We start from the raw sequence: 13018 nt of genomic DNA, 5'->3' as shown, positions 1-13018 counted from the left end.
TTCTTCATCAACACTATTTGACAAAGAGCCAAAAGAAAAAACCTTAGACAGCCGTCTAAGGTTTTGTAACGTTTATGATTATGCTTCTTTAGAAACAACTTCTTTTCCGTCGTATGAACCACACTCAGGACAAACGTGATGGCTCTTTCTTAATGCTCCACATGATGGGCATGCGCTCAATCCTGGAACTTCTAATTTGAAGTGAGTACGACGTTTTGCTTTTCTCGCTTTTGATGTTTTACGTTTTGGTACTGCCATTTTTGTACACCTCCTAATCAATCTTCTTTACATAATGCTTTTTACTTCTCAGTCTCATCCTTTTCGAAGAAAGACTGTAAAGACGCTAGCCTTGGATCAACCGATTGTTCTTTTTGTTGTTTGCGTCGCTCTTCAAGAGCTTCTTGCGTCACAACCTCCCAATCATTTCCTGAAGGCATTTTATCTTCACTCAATTCCTCTTGCGATAAGACTTGTAAAGGAATTGAAAGTAAAATATGATCTTCCACAGCGGGTTCAAGGTCAACCCAATCACCATCAAGAGGCATCACAATTTCTGTTAGCTCTTTCTCATCAACCGAGAGATGGGACGGAATGTATCTTTCCACAATATCTATGTGGAGTGGAACTACCACTGGCTCTAAAGACCTGGATGAAGGAAGTGTGATATCAACATCGCAAGTAAATTGCGCTACAACTGATTGGCTTTGATAAACAAGAAAGCCTTTGATTTGTGCTGGCGAAACAGCAAGAATGGAATCATCTCGTTGTTTTAAAGCCTCTTCCACATAAATTTCTGTATCAAAGTAAGTTGGAGTCCCTTGAGAATCCTGAAGTTGTTTAACTGATATTTTCACAATTTTCACCCCTAAAGCAACATACTGAATTATACTAGTTTATTGAAAGTTTGTCAAAGCTTTTTACTTTACAAGCTTGAAAAGACAGAGATTAAAATCCTATCTCCTTGTTCACTTGAATCGGCTTAAAGACTGTTGCAGAAATTTGTTTAGATGGATTCCAATAATCATACAATAAATCCCAACTCTCTTGGCGTTCATCCTTATAAGCTGCGTAATTAGTAATTAATTGAAACGACTCTACTTCTCGCATTCGCTTCAACCACTTTTGACCCTTTAATGTAAACCCCAGGACTTTACCTTGATGAATCGGTATATTCCAATAGTCTTCCATTTCCGTTTTGGTTATTCCAAGTAAAACATAAACAAGGAGTCGTTGCAACCTTGCCCAGCTCCACCGTTTGTTTTTGAGATGTTGGAGACACTCCTCAATAGTCGAAGTTGTTCGAACAGCTTCCTTCAAGCGATTCTCGATTCCTTCTTCCATTTGATAAATGGCACGTAGTTCTTCGTCAGTACTTCTTAAGACGACACTCTTCAAGAGTGGCCAATAAGAACTCCAATCGTTTTTGTACTCTTCTTTATCGAAACATACATAGGATAGTTGTTCTACCAACACTTTCTCCTGGCGATTCTCTTTCAGAGCTTTTCGTAAGGCTGTTCCACTAGCAAAAGTTGCCTCTTCTAACGTATCATCCAAATGTCCGCTCCCTACTCGTGTGATAGGAACCAGCTGCATTGGAATTTCTGTCTCAGAATTATAAACAGCATATGCTAATCCTAACTGTTGATTTGGCGACTGCAACGCTTGTGCAAGTTCACTATTTTCTCCAAACTTTTTGATAGCCAACTGCGTTAATTGACTTGCAAAAGTAAGTGAACGGTTCTCTTCTACAAAACGGCTAATTTCTTTTTCAATGGCTTGTCGCTGAGATACAGCTGTTTCGAAAAACGCTACGTCCCCACCTTCGCAACCAAATGCTAAATAGTGGCAACCTACCTTTTGCAAGATTTCAACTGCGCCCTTTGCAAAACGATCTGTTGACTGACAGCTCACTGCAGTTTGCATCTCAATCACGACGTCTGCTCCATTTTGTAGCGCGACTTTTGCGCGACTCCATTTTTGTTCGATCGCAGGTTCACCACGTTGCACCCAATTACCGCTCATCACGACAACAATAACATCCGCACTCGTTTTTTTCCGTGCCTGTTCTAACAGATATGCATGGCCTTGATGAAATGGATTAAATTCTGCGATTACTCCACATACTTTCATACATAAGCCTCATTTCACCGCTTGGAAGAACCAACGCGGACGCGTTTCTTGGACTTCGCTTCTTCCAAAGTCAGCCTTCACTTTGATATCGGTAAAACCAACCATCTCCAGTGCAGCTTCGTACATTTCAATTGGGAAAGTTTGCTCCTCATGCACTTCTTGGAAATGCTCATACAGATTGCTATCTTCTTGTTTAATATACATATCAATAACATGTTCGACACTGCCAGGCTCATCTAATTCATAGCTTTGCCATAGAAATGCAAAATCGTCTTCTACGAAATGATATTGATATCCTGGAAAGACTTCTTGCATTTGATAGAGCGAGTGCACATCGAAGAGGAAAATTCCACCCTCTTCTAAATGGTCGTACACCGCTTCAAAAACCGAAACGACATCTTCAAAGTCCGTTAAATAACAAAGAGAATCTGAAAAGAGTGTCACTGCGTCGGTAGTTGGTACCTCTTCCAATACTCGCATATCCGCTTGAAGCCATTCGATTGGTCTACCTTGCGCTTTCTTTTTAGCAATCTCTAACATATTCTTGGATAAATCAACGCCAACGACTTCGAATCCTTTATCGTCAAGGCGCATAGATACTTCTCCTGTCCCGCAAGCAAGTTCCATCACTTTACGAACGGGTCTTTTGGCACTATGCGAAAAAGAACGAACCGCATAGTCCGTCCATTCATCGTAGAGTTGTTGATCCATCACTTGGTCATATACATGAGCAAATTTTTGATAGTTCATTAGTTTTCACTCACAATATTCACGATTGGTGCATCGCTCCATAATTTTTCTAAATTATAGAATTCGCGATCCGCATAATAGAATACATGAACGATCACATCATTTAAGTCCATTAAAATCCATTTGCCACCATCTTTACCTTCAATACTTCTAACTTCGAAGCCTTCTTTTTCAACCGCTTCTTCAACCGCATCGACAATCGCTTGTACTTGTTTTTCGTTTTTACCGTGTGTAATCACGAAATATTCTGCAACTGGTGTAAGACTTGCTACATCTAGTGCAACCACTTCTTGTGCTAACTTGTCTTCACAAGCATCTAAAACAACTTGTAATAATTTTTTACTGGTATGTTCCATTCTATTCTCCTTTTCTTTGTTTCAAATAATGATTATAAACTTCTATTGTTTTTGGAAAAATACTTACTTCTTTTTCCAATAAAAATTCCAATGTATGCTTCAATAAATAAAAGACCGCATCATCAATATTCTTCGCAGCGATTTCTCTTGCAACATCCACACCTGGATAATCTCTTCCGTCTTCGATTGCATCTGCCACAAAGAGACACTTAGAAAGAAGACTCATTTGAAGCCCTCCAATTGTATGCTCACGAATGGCATCAAGTAATTCTTCAGCCTTTACTCCGCATAGGTTTGAAATCAAATACGCTCCAATCGGCCCGTGTAGAATTTCAGAACCTTCATGATGATACATTTCAGGAAGTCCAATTTCTTTGGCAAGAGCTTGCTGTTTTTCCACTGGGATTTCTTTAGCATAATCATGCGCTAATCCCACAAACGCAGCAGCCTTCTCATCGACGCCGTAAAGCTTTGCTAATTCCAATATTTTTCGTTCGACACGCAGGCAGTGTTGATATCTCTTATCGCTCATATTTGACTGGACATGTGATAATAACTCTTCTCTTGTCATTGTTGTATAAGGTTCAAAGCTCTTTACTTCGCTCATTCTAAATACAACCCCTTTTCGGCAATATAGGCTTCCACTAATTCTGGCACCAAATATTTAATGCTTTGTTGGAATAAGACATTTTTTCGAATTTGTGTTGAACTAATATCCATCTTCGGTGCTGTAATCCATAGGACTGGATATGGCGTTTCTTTTTCATATCCTGGACGTTCAACCCCGACAAATTGTACTTCATGAACTAATTCATCCACTCTATGCCATGTCGGTAAATAATCCACCATATCTCCACCAATAATAAAGTAATATTCCGTATTCGGATTTTGTCTCTTTAAGAGTTGAATCGTGTCATACGTATAACTCTTCTCATTACGCTCGAGTTCAATCGTCTCAATATCAAAATAAATATTATCTTGAATTGCAAGGCGTGTCATTTCCACACGGGTATTCGCATCAATGGTCTTTTTCTCATCCACATGTGGCGGAATATGACTTGGTAAAAAGTACACCTTGTCTAAGCCTAATTGCACACGTGCTTGTTCAGCCATAATTAAATGTGCAATATGTGGCGGATTGAAACTACCTCCGATAAGCCCTACGCGTTCTACCGGCATTTCTTCACCGAATTTTTCAGTTTTGTTTAATGTCTCAGAAAAAATATTGAGTTCAGCAACCATCGTCTATCGACCTCTTTTTTTGAATTCTGCAAATCGTACTGAAAGATCTCTATGTTTTGGATTTCGAGCTTCTTTATATAACACAATCGTATGGCCAATCACTTGAATGATGGTACTTCCAGTTGCCTCAGCAATTGTTTCAGCAGCTTCTTGGGGCTCCTCTAATGTGTTTTGCAATAAAGTCACTTTAATCAATTCGCGTTTCTCAACAGCGTTTTGAATTTGATGAATCATCTCTTCGCTAAGTCCGCCTTTCCCGATTTGGAAAATTGGCTTCAACGAATGTGCTTCTTTTTTGAAGAACTGTCTTTCTTTCCCTTTTAATTCCATGAAAGCTCTCCTTTCTCTAAATAATAGATTGACGTTGAATCACGTCGACTTCTTTTGGACTCCATACAGATACCGTACCTGGTTTTTGAATCGTTACCCAGCCAAGCCCTGCAATCACTAAGTCCGTTTTCTCTTTAATCGTAAATGTCTTCTTCACTAGTTTTGGATACAATTTCATATTGTCTCCTGTTGGCGGCGTTAGAAGTGTTCCTGCATGTTTGGCATAAAACTCAGTCGCCTTCTCCAACTTCGTGCGATGCAAGTCGATTGTTTGCGGTGTATAGAATGTAAATGAATTTCGTTCTCCTTGTTCGTAATCAACACGAATCAAGCCGCCGATAAAAATCGTTTGCTCACTATTTAATTGGAATGTCTTTGGTTGTAACTCTTTTTGCGGTAAGACTTTCTTCATTTCTTTTTCCGCTAAGTAGTGAGTAATTTGATGACGGTGAATAATCCCCGGTGTATCCACTAATGAAGAATGTTCATCAAATGGAATATCAATTTGTCCAAGCGTTGTTCCTGGATATTGAGATGTTGTAATCACTTCGCCTGTTTCACCAATACTTTGAATCAACTTATTAATGAGTGTTGATTTTCCTACGTTTGTGACCCCTACGACATATGCATCTTTCCCTTTTCGGTACTCGTTAATCTTCTCAAGTAACTCATCAATTTGAATCCGTTTATGACCACTCACAAGAAGTGTATCGACCGGTTTAATACCGTACTCTTTTGCATGACGTTCAATCCATGCTTTAAGGCGATTACGGTTGACTGATTTTGGATATAAATCTACTTTGTTGGCTACAAATAAAATTGGGTTATCCCCCACGAAACGTTTTAAGCCTGAAATCATACTTCCATATAAATCAAATAAGTCAACCACAAATACGACAAGCGCATCTTCATCGGCGATACTACTTAACATCTTTAAGAAGTCATCGTCTGTTAGAGAGGCCGGTTGTAACTCATTATAATTACGAAGTCTAAAACAACGTTGGCAATAGAGAGGGCCTTCACTTTCCAGCATTTTATTTAATGCACTTTGCGGTGTGTACCCCGTTCCTTTTGGATCTTCCGTTTGGATTGTTGCTCCACATCCAATACATACATACTGTTCCATGATTAATCCTCCTCCCATTTCTTATGATAAGACACACCTTGTGTCACTACAAAAATTCCTTTTTCAAAGAAACGATTGATTTTTGTTTTCCAAGCATCGCTCTCTTTTCTAGGTTTTACGATAATGGTTCTAACTCCAAATGTATTCGCTCCTAGAATATCTGTCAATAATTGGTCGCCCACCATTACCGTCTTCGATTTATCAAAATCCAGTAATTGTTGTGCTGCTTTGAATCCCTTGTGCAGTGGCTTCAACCCAGGATACACATATGGGACATCCAACTTTTCAGCAGCATCTTTGATACGATGTTCATTATTATTCGATACAAGAACAATCTTGATGCCTGCTTCTTTTAATGAACGTACCCAAGCAAGTAAATTTCCATCGATTTCTTTTTCGTCCCAGCCAATTAGTGTATTATCTAAATCGGTTAAGACAACTTCGATTCCATTCTCTTGTAAGAAAGGAACGGTAATCTCTTGAAAGGTCTTTTTAAACCACGTTGGTTTGAATAGTGCCATAGTTCTCCTTCTACTTTACGTAAACGCCCTGCGCATCAATTTCAAGCACACGAATCGCGCAATCCTTTAGCGTTGTTTCTAAATACTTTTCTAATGTTTGTACAAAACGATCTACTTCTTTTTTATGAACGAATGTCATCACCGTTGGACCTGCTCCACTTAAGTAAGTTCCGCATGTATCTAGGCCTTCATTTTTTGTAATCGTACGAACCTCTTCCATCCAAGGAACAAGCGTTGAACGATATGTTTCATGGAATAAATCTTTTTCAACAATTGATGAAATGACTTTCCAATCTTCCACCATTAATCCAGCTACTAAGACATTACTACGGCTACTTGCTTCGACCGCTTCGCCGTATGCAAGCGAACTTGGCAGTACGCCACGACTCTTCTTCGTTGATAGTTGAACGTTTGGAATCACAGCGACCATTGCAATCGATGCTTCTACATTTTTATGAACCGTCAACACTTCTTGCGTGTAGTGATCATAAGTAGCGACAACGACACCTCCTAAGATTGCTGGTGCCACATTGTCAGGGTGTCCCTCGAAAAGGGTTGCCCATTTGACTTTTTCGTCGTTGGTTAACTGTAAGTTGCCTAAAACATTGGCTAATTCGATTCCGGCAACAATCGCGCTCGAACTACTTCCAAGTCCTCTTGTTAAAGGAATCTCACTTTCGCATACAAGTTTATGCGGTGCTAATGTTGGGCAAACTTTTAAAGCAGTCTCAATAATTAAGTTTTCTTCATTTGTCGGAATCTCTTCTCCAAACGGATGCGAAATCACCCATTCGCTAGAAGGTTCTCCTACGTGAAGTGTTAAATATAAATTCACTGCAATCCCAAGTGAATCGAATCCTAGTCCGATATTGGCTGAAGTTGCTGGAACTTTAATTGTTAATGCCATTATGCTTCCTCCAAGATTGGATAAATAGCGACTTCATTTAGATGAGCGAAAGCTTCTTTTACTTTAGCTAACTCACTTGCAGTTAAAGCTGTATAACGAACACCGAATTCACCTTGGCTGTTTGATACAATTTCTCCATTGAACGGAGCTTCTTTCAAGTTTCCTTTTCCATATACGAAATAAGAACTTGTCGCAGCCTCTGGACTGAATTCCACAAGTGGGCTTTCTACACGGCCAAATGTTTCCACCGCACTTCCATTTCCTTTGCGGCGAAGGACTTCCACTACGTCTGCTAAGACACTTGTTGCTGTTGGAAGTGAGCCTGCTCCTTTTCCGTAGAATAAAACTTCATCCACGGCATTTCCTGTTACAGAAATCGCATTGTTTTCATAATGAACTTGCGCTAGTAAATGATTTACTGGTACAAAAGTTGGTGCTACTTCAAGCGAAACTTTTTTGCCATCGCTAAGAGCTTTTGCTAGAAGTTTGATTGCATACCCATTCTCAGAAGCCATCTTCATATGAGCTGTTGTAACTCCAGAAATTCCGGTTTTAGCTACTTCATCAAAAGTAACATTTACGCCAAAAGCTAAACGCGTCAAAATCATTAATTTATAAGCTGCATCATGTCCTTCCACATCACTTGTTGGATCCGCTTCAGCAAAGCCTTTTTCTTGAGCAATCTTCAGTGCTGCTTCGTAGCTGAGCCCTTCTTTTTCCATTGAGCTTAAAATGAAGTTTGTTGTCCCGTTAACAATCCCAACGATGGACTCCACTTCATTTGTTTCAAAGTGTTGCACCATCGGACGAAGAACTGGAATTCCCCCGCCAACACTTGCTTCATAATACAAGTACACCTCTTCTAATTTAGCGAGCGTTGTCAATTCAACTCCATGAACAGCAATTAAATTTTTATTGGCTGTTACAACTGATTTTTTCGCTAATAAGCAAGCTTTCACATAATCATATGCGGTTGTGATTCCGCCCATCACTTCAACTACTAATTCGATTTCTGGGTCCTTAGTGATATCATTAATATCTTTTGTAAATACAACATCTGTTTGTTGCATCAACTCTGGTTCACGAACTAAAGCCGTCTTAATCTCGATTTCTTCTGGAAGTACTCTCTGTAATTTTGCTACATTTGTTTTCAAAATATTATAAACACCGCTACCAACAGTGCCAAATCCTAATAACGCAATTTTCATTTGTTCATCCTTACCTTTTATATTGAAAAGCCACAGCACAGACACTCTGCGCCGTGGCTTTACTCACAGTTAATTTTTAATCTTGTAACATTTCAAAGATTTCAATTGTCACTAAATCAATATCATCAAATTGGAATGTTTGATTTGTTTCTACGTCTTCTAATTCAAAACTATTTGCTTCATGATTAAAAGTAACGATAGCTTTCTCAACGCCATCCTTTTCAAAACGACGCACCTCAATCTCAGAATCTTGTGCTGCCATTGTTTGCAGACGTTGAACAATTGCCACCAATTGTGAAGGTTTCATATAATTACTACCCCTTTCAAACTTTCTTCCATTATTCTACCATAAAACCCATCTTTGATAGTAAGAATAACCATTCTTTTAAGAGAATTTTATTCAGTTGGTAAATTCCAATATAATTTGATTAAAGCTTGGGTACCATCATCTGCAAAACCATCGTCACAGAGCGTTTCGTATAGTTTCTTCGCTTGTAAAGTTGCTGGTAAAAATAGACGCATTCTCTCTGCTTCATCAAGTGCAATTCCTAAATCTTTAAGGAAATGTTTTGCAAAGAATCCTGGAGAATAATCTTCTTTTAAAATGCGAGGTCCATAATTTGAGAGTGACCAGTTGGCCGCACTTCCTGCACCAACTGTTTGTAATACCTTATCCAAATCAAGTCCTGCAGCTTTTGCATAAACGAGCATCTCTGTTAAACCTGTCATCGTTCCTGCAATCATAATTTGATTAGCCATTTTTGTATGTTGCCCAGCACCTGCAGTTCCTTGCAACGTAATCGTCTTAGAGAAGCAATCCAATACTGGATATACTTTTTCTAATGTTTCCTCTGTCCCACCAACCATTGTGGAAAGAGTTCCGTTTTTTGCACCAAGATCTCCACCTGAAACAGGTGCGTCTAGAGCCGCCCACGAACGACTAGTAGCTTCTTCTGCGATGCGTTTAGCAAGAGTTGGGGTACTTGTTGTAAGGTCCACTACAACAAGATGCTCCTTCGTAGACTTGAAGATTCCTTGTTCACCGAAGTACACTTCTTCTACATCTTTTGGATAGCCTACAATTGTTAAAACCACATCCGATTGATTAGCAACTTCTGTAGGTGTATCCGCCCAAATCGCTCCTTCTTCAAGAAGGTCTAATGCTCTTTCTTTCGTACGATTGTACACTACAACATTATATTTTTTCAGCAAATGGCGAATCATGGATTTCCCCATCACGCCAGTGCCAACAAAGCCTACTGTATTAATTTTCATTTTCTTCATCCTTTAACTCACTTGTTGATAAACGTAAAAATTTCATCAGATTCATAATATTATGCGAATGTTCTTGATTCCATTGATAGCCATTAATTGCAGCTTCGTAGAAATCTACAATTCTTTCTCCAAATGTTTCAGAAGAAATTTCCGATAATAATTGGTCTTGTAATACTGATACTTCCGCTTCGTTTTCTAGTTGATTTTCAATATAGCCTAAGACACAGTTGGCAATATCTGCGTCTGTTTCAAATAACATTCCTAAAGCATCTGCTGTAATCAGGCCGCTTAAGTAATCATTCTTCTTAGCGATTACCGGAACGCGGTTAACAAGTGCCTCTAGGTAGGTTAATCCTTGACTTTCTGATTCAGAAGCATTCACGTAAAGATCTGCCATTTGATAATACTTATAGACCATTTCATTTTTGATTTCGCCCACAAATTGAACAAAATCGTTCATGCCAAGTTCTGCCACTTGCGCTTCGAGCTTCTCTCTTTCAGGTCCGCCACCAGCAATACATAAGCGTACATTTGGCTTACTTGCTACGATAGCTGGTAACGCAGCAATCACTGCAGCGATATTCTTCTCTTGAGACAAACGACTGAGTGATAGTAATACCACTTCATCATCCGAATACCCCAGCTCACTTCTTAAAGTTTTCGCTATATCTGGTTCTTGCGGAGGAACAACGACTCCAGTTGGAATCACTCGAACTTCCTGAAGCACTCCATATTCAAGTAGCTTATCTTTTGTCATTTGACTAGGAGCAACTACTCCACTTGTTTGATTACAAAACGCTTTAGAGATATACGCCACATGACTTGGACGTAGCACTTTGCCTTTTGCAATGTAGTGTAAATATTTTTCATACATTGTATGGTACGTATGAATCGTTGGAATCTTCAACATAGCAGCAATTAGTTTGCCTGCTAATCCAAGGCTAAATTCAGTTTGTGTATGAATGATATCCAATTCATTTTCTTTCGCAATTCGATAAGCCTTCCCCAGCCCTTGAATCGCAACTCGACGATCCTTGAACGCAAAAAAAGGAACACTACCTAATCGTACAATATTTTCTTCTGGCTCAGTCACTTTTGGATCAGTAGTTGTAAAAATAATGACCTTATGCCCTTGTCTTTCTAAATCTTCTTTTAGTACTCGAATTGAAGTAGCAACCCCACTCACTTGTGGAAAGTACGTATCTGTAAATATACCGACTCGCATACTTACCTCCTTAAATTTGAAATATAAATATTTCTACTATCTCTTCTATTATAAACGATACAAACAATAGTGTCACTAATAGCTGATAAATTAACCATTTTAAGTAGTAGAAAATGTCAATATTTCATAACAGGTTCCATTTCTTGGTATAATATTCAACATAAAACAAACTTTTAATAAAGAAGGTTCACATTATGGATTCAATCGCGTTCTATTTACTATTTCCTAGCTTATTTATGATTCACGAAATGGAAGAGATTCTTCTTATGCCCTCATTTATGTCCTCTCTGGTTGATAATTCGAAATTTAAAAATTTCAAGGAACTCTATTTTCCTTTTAAGTTTAACCTAATCGTCTTCGAGGAATTTCTAATTCTTTTAGCTTTTCTAGCCTATAGTTTTTATGTGGGTGATTTTACAATTTATCAAACAATCATCATCGCATATAACTATCACATTGTAATCCATGTATTTCAAACTCTTTATCTAAAAAGATATATACCTGGTCTTTTGAGTGGAATCGTAACAGGATTATGTTGTTCAATATGGATTCATCAACTAGTACAAAGCTCTTTATACCTATACTTTTCTTCTATCCTCACACTACTCATTATTCTTCTCAATCTAGCCCTCTGTTTTAAATTACTAAATGCCTTTTATAAAAAATAGTACAGTCTAAAAAGCCCAACGATACTTTTTCGTTGGGCTTTCGTGTTTCATAAATTAAAAACATATCTAAGATGATTATTTTCTATAAATAACGGTTAGATTCATCATCATATGAAGAAGAATAGAATTTAGAACTGAACCAGATTGTTCCCTTAAAAGGAAAAGCAAACTCGACATACATAGAAAATAAATGATGCTCTTAAAGTCAAAAGCAAAATGGAAAAAGATAAAGATGATCGTTCCCAGTATATAAGAAACCCAAACATAATCAGAATTATAAGCAATTTCTCTACAAATCACTTCTTCAATAACAGGTGAAAGAAGAATCGCTGAAACTTTTGTATGCAAAGGATAATGACTATTATCCTTTTTTGTAAATAAAAAAATAAATAAGAGAGTAAACAATCCGAAAAAGAAAAGAGATACAAAGTTTACTGATAAAGACAATAAATTCAAAATATTTGCATATATTAGTAGCACTATGAAAACAATTGTTTTAAAAAGATCTCTTATAATCTTTAAAAGTTCTAATGAAGTCTTCTTTCTTTTCAAAACAGAATATAGCACTTGCGAGAAAAAAAGGATTATAAAATAAAGAAGTAAAGATACAAATGTATAGTATATTGTTTCGAACATGGAACTGATGAACTACCCTTCTAAAAATTAGAATATCTGATTCAATAGTAAAACAAAGCAGACTTCACATCAACTTATGCCACTATACAAAATGAATTTAAATGGTTATACTCATCGTTAAAACAAAAAAAGACAAGGTCATAAGAACCTTGTCTTTACACATATACCGGCGGCCGGGGTCGAACCGGCACGCCCTCGCGGGCACTGGATTTTGAGTCCAGCGCGTCTGCCAATTCCGCCACGCCGGCATATCAGGAAGGCGGTAACCGGATTTGAACCGGTGATGAAGGTTTTGCAGACCTCTGCCTTACCACTTGGCTATACCGCCATCAAACTATAAAAAAACTGGGGTAGCTGGATTCGAACCAACGAATGACGGAGTCAAAGTCCGTTGCCTTACCGCTTGGCTATACCCCAAGATAGGCGACCGAGGGGAATCGAACCCCCGAATGTCGGTGCCACAAACCGATGCGTTAACCACTTCGCCACGGTCGCCATAATATTAAAGTAACAGGGGTAGCAGGAATCGAACCCACACTAACGGTTTTGGAGACCGCTGTTCTACCTTTAAACTATACCCCTAAATAGTTTGAAATTCAACTCCAAAAAATGGAGGGGGGCAGATTCGAACTGCCGAACCCGAA

General features: G+C 38.4%; 17 protein-coding genes and 5 tRNA genes. 1 reads left to right on the top strand and 21 read right to left on the bottom strand.

The genetic code is table 11. From position 1 onward, the window contains the following. Positions 1-78: 78 nt before the first annotated feature. From rpmF to HMPREF3106_RS07190, 15 genes are all read right to left on the bottom strand, one after another. Entirely contained in the window at positions 79-258 is a 180-nt protein-coding gene (gene rpmF / locus HMPREF3106_RS07260; RefSeq protein ID WP_005605990.1) for a 50S ribosomal protein L32, read from the bottom strand. A gap of 41 nt (positions 259-299) precedes the next feature. Beyond that, positions 300-854, bottom strand: coding sequence for a YceD family protein (locus HMPREF3106_RS07255; RefSeq protein WP_070445503.1), 555 nt, complete (start codon positions 852-854; stop codon positions 300-302). Between the two features lie 91 nt (positions 855-945). Then, on the bottom strand, positions 946-2130 hold the full coding sequence (locus HMPREF3106_RS07250; protein WP_070445500.1) for a nucleotidyltransferase: 1185 nt from the start codon (positions 2128-2130) through the stop codon (positions 946-948). A gap of 9 nt (positions 2131-2139) precedes the next feature. Next, a complete protein-coding gene (locus tag HMPREF3106_RS07245) occupies positions 2140-2880 on the bottom strand; it encodes a class I SAM-dependent DNA methyltransferase (RefSeq protein WP_070445497.1) in 741 nt (246 codons plus the stop codon). Next, entirely contained in the window at positions 2880-3236 is a 357-nt protein-coding gene (rsfS, locus tag HMPREF3106_RS07240) for a ribosome silencing factor (RefSeq protein ID WP_005605994.1), read from the bottom strand. Before rsfS ends, HMPREF3106_RS07245 begins: the two co-directional genes overlap by 1 nt. 1 nt (position 3237) lies before the next feature. Continuing rightward, complete coding sequence (gene yqeK, locus HMPREF3106_RS07235) at positions 3238-3843, bottom strand: bis(5'-nucleosyl)-tetraphosphatase (symmetrical) YqeK (RefSeq protein WP_005605995.1); 606 nt, start codon at positions 3841-3843, stop codon at positions 3238-3240. Then, complete coding sequence (locus tag HMPREF3106_RS07230; RefSeq protein ID WP_070437162.1) at positions 3840-4478, bottom strand: nicotinate-nucleotide adenylyltransferase; 639 nt, start codon at positions 4476-4478, stop codon at positions 3840-3842. Before HMPREF3106_RS07230 ends, yqeK begins: the two co-directional genes overlap by 4 nt. 3 nt (positions 4479-4481) lie before the next feature. Next, entirely contained in the window at positions 4482-4808 is a 327-nt protein-coding gene (gene yhbY / locus HMPREF3106_RS07225) for a ribosome assembly RNA-binding protein YhbY (RefSeq protein WP_005605998.1), read from the bottom strand. A gap of 16 nt (positions 4809-4824) precedes the next feature. Beyond that, the gene (gene yqeH / locus HMPREF3106_RS07220) at positions 4825-5934 is read right to left on the bottom strand and encodes a ribosome biogenesis GTPase YqeH (protein WP_371327441.1); all 1110 of its coding nucleotides are present in this window, start codon (positions 5932-5934) and stop codon (positions 4825-4827) included. A 2-nt stretch (positions 5935-5936) separates the two neighbouring features. Then, on the bottom strand, positions 5937-6455 hold the full coding sequence (locus tag HMPREF3106_RS07215; protein WP_070437161.1) for a YqeG family HAD IIIA-type phosphatase: 519 nt from the start codon (positions 6453-6455) through the stop codon (positions 5937-5939). 10 nt (positions 6456-6465) lie between these two features. Next, a complete protein-coding gene (gene thrB / locus HMPREF3106_RS07210) occupies positions 6466-7362 on the bottom strand; it encodes a homoserine kinase (RefSeq protein ID WP_070437160.1) in 897 nt (298 codons plus the stop codon). Next, the gene (locus HMPREF3106_RS07205) at positions 7362-8570 is read right to left on the bottom strand and encodes a homoserine dehydrogenase (RefSeq protein WP_246827566.1); all 1209 of its coding nucleotides are present in this window, start codon (positions 8568-8570) and stop codon (positions 7362-7364) included. The genes thrB and HMPREF3106_RS07205 overlap by 1 nt, the downstream gene beginning before the upstream one ends. Before the next feature lie 76 nt (positions 8571-8646). Further along, the gene (locus HMPREF3106_RS07200; RefSeq protein ID WP_005606007.1) at positions 8647-8877 is read right to left on the bottom strand and encodes a YkuJ family protein; all 231 of its coding nucleotides are present in this window, start codon (positions 8875-8877) and stop codon (positions 8647-8649) included. Positions 8878-8966: 89 nt separating this feature from the next. Beyond that, a complete protein-coding gene (locus tag HMPREF3106_RS07195; protein ID WP_210384831.1) occupies positions 8967-9839 on the bottom strand; it encodes an NAD(P)-dependent oxidoreductase in 873 nt (290 codons plus the stop codon). Then, complete coding sequence (locus HMPREF3106_RS07190) at positions 9835-11070, bottom strand: glycosyltransferase family 4 protein (protein ID WP_070445487.1); 1236 nt, start codon at positions 11068-11070, stop codon at positions 9835-9837. The genes HMPREF3106_RS07195 and HMPREF3106_RS07190 overlap by 5 nt, the downstream gene beginning before the upstream one ends. 194 nt (positions 11071-11264) lie before the next feature. On the opposite strand from HMPREF3106_RS07190, the gene HMPREF3106_RS07185 reads away from it, so the two are divergent. Next, the gene (locus tag HMPREF3106_RS07185; RefSeq protein WP_070445484.1) at positions 11265-11738 is read left to right on the top strand and encodes an HXXEE domain-containing protein; all 474 of its coding nucleotides are present in this window, start codon (positions 11265-11267) and stop codon (positions 11736-11738) included. Positions 11739-11813: 75 nt separating this feature from the next. Here HMPREF3106_RS07185 and HMPREF3106_RS09755 read toward each other — a convergent pair whose 3' ends face one another. The 6 genes from HMPREF3106_RS09755 to HMPREF3106_RS07155 form a co-directional block, all read right to left on the bottom strand. Further along, on the bottom strand, positions 11814-12374 hold the full coding sequence (locus HMPREF3106_RS09755) for a CPBP family glutamic-type intramembrane protease (RefSeq protein ID WP_070445481.1): 561 nt from the start codon (positions 12372-12374) through the stop codon (positions 11814-11816). A 164-nt stretch (positions 12375-12538) separates the two neighbouring features. Continuing rightward, positions 12539-12622 (bottom strand) — tRNA-Leu (locus HMPREF3106_RS07175). A gap of 9 nt (positions 12623-12631) precedes the next feature. Continuing rightward, positions 12632-12702, bottom strand: a tRNA-Cys gene (locus HMPREF3106_RS07170). A 17-nt stretch (positions 12703-12719) separates the two neighbouring features. Further along, a tRNA-Gln gene (locus HMPREF3106_RS07165) sits at positions 12720-12791 on the bottom strand. A gap of 5 nt (positions 12792-12796) precedes the next feature. Next, positions 12797-12869 (bottom strand) — tRNA-His (locus HMPREF3106_RS07160). A 16-nt stretch (positions 12870-12885) separates the two neighbouring features. After that, positions 12886-12956, bottom strand: a tRNA-Trp gene (locus HMPREF3106_RS07155). Positions 12957-13018: the final 62 nt, after the last annotated feature.

This window comes from Granulicatella sp. HMSC31F03, from assembly GCF_001807725.1.
In the GTDB taxonomy this organism is placed as follows: domain Bacteria; phylum Bacillota; class Bacilli; order Lactobacillales; family Aerococcaceae; genus Granulicatella; species Granulicatella adiacens.
The sequence above is the reverse complement of the archived record's forward strand: the minus strand, read 5'-3'. Positions and strand labels throughout refer to the sequence as shown.

Excerpts from the sequence above, each read along its gene's own strand:
- HMPREF3106_RS07250 (WP_070445500.1), bottom strand. The coding sequence starts at position 2,130 with ATGAAAGTATGTGGAGTAATCGCAGAATTTAATCCATTTCATCAAGGC.
- HMPREF3106_RS09755 (WP_070445481.1), bottom strand. The coding sequence starts at position 12,374 with ATGTTCGAAACAATATACTATACATTTGTATCTTTACTTCTTTATTTT.
- HMPREF3106_RS07215 (WP_070437161.1), bottom strand. The coding sequence starts at position 6,455 with ATGGCACTATTCAAACCAACGTGGTTTAAAAAGACCTTTCAAGAGATT.
- rsfS (WP_005605994.1), bottom strand. The coding sequence starts at position 3,236 with ATGGAACATACCAGTAAAAAATTATTACAAGTTGTTTTAGATGCTTGT.
- HMPREF3106_RS07245 (WP_070445497.1), bottom strand. The coding sequence starts at position 2,880 with ATGAACTATCAAAAATTTGCTCATGTATATGACCAAGTGATGGATCAA.
- yqeK (WP_005605995.1), bottom strand. The coding sequence starts at position 3,843 with ATGAGCGAAGTAAAGAGCTTTGAACCTTATACAACAATGACAAGAGAA.
- yqeH (WP_371327441.1), bottom strand. The coding sequence starts at position 5,934 with ATGGAACAGTATGTATGTATTGGATGTGGAGCAACAATCCAAACGGAA.
- HMPREF3106_RS07200 (WP_005606007.1), bottom strand. The coding sequence starts at position 8,877 with ATGAAACCTTCACAATTGGTGGCAATTGTTCAACGTCTGCAAACAATG.
- yhbY (WP_005605998.1), bottom strand. The coding sequence starts at position 4,808 with ATGGAATTAAAAGGGAAAGAAAGACAGTTCTTCAAAAAAGAAGCACAT.
- HMPREF3106_RS07205 (WP_246827566.1), bottom strand. The coding sequence starts at position 8,570 with ATGAAAATTGCGTTATTAGGATTTGGCACTGTTGGTAGCGGTGTTTAT.
- rpmF (WP_005605990.1), bottom strand. The coding sequence starts at position 258 with ATGGCAGTACCAAAACGTAAAACATCAAAAGCGAGAAAAGCAAAACGT.
- HMPREF3106_RS07190 (WP_070445487.1), bottom strand. The coding sequence starts at position 11,070 with ATGCGAGTCGGTATATTTACAGATACGTACTTTCCACAAGTGAGTGGG.
- thrB (WP_070437160.1), bottom strand. The coding sequence starts at position 7,362 with ATGGCATTAACAATTAAAGTTCCAGCAACTTCAGCCAATATCGGACTA.
- HMPREF3106_RS07230 (WP_070437162.1), bottom strand. The coding sequence starts at position 4,478 with ATGGTTGCTGAACTCAATATTTTTTCTGAGACATTAAACAAAACTGAA.
- HMPREF3106_RS07185 (WP_070445484.1), top strand. The coding sequence starts at position 11,265 with ATGGATTCAATCGCGTTCTATTTACTATTTCCTAGCTTATTTATGATT.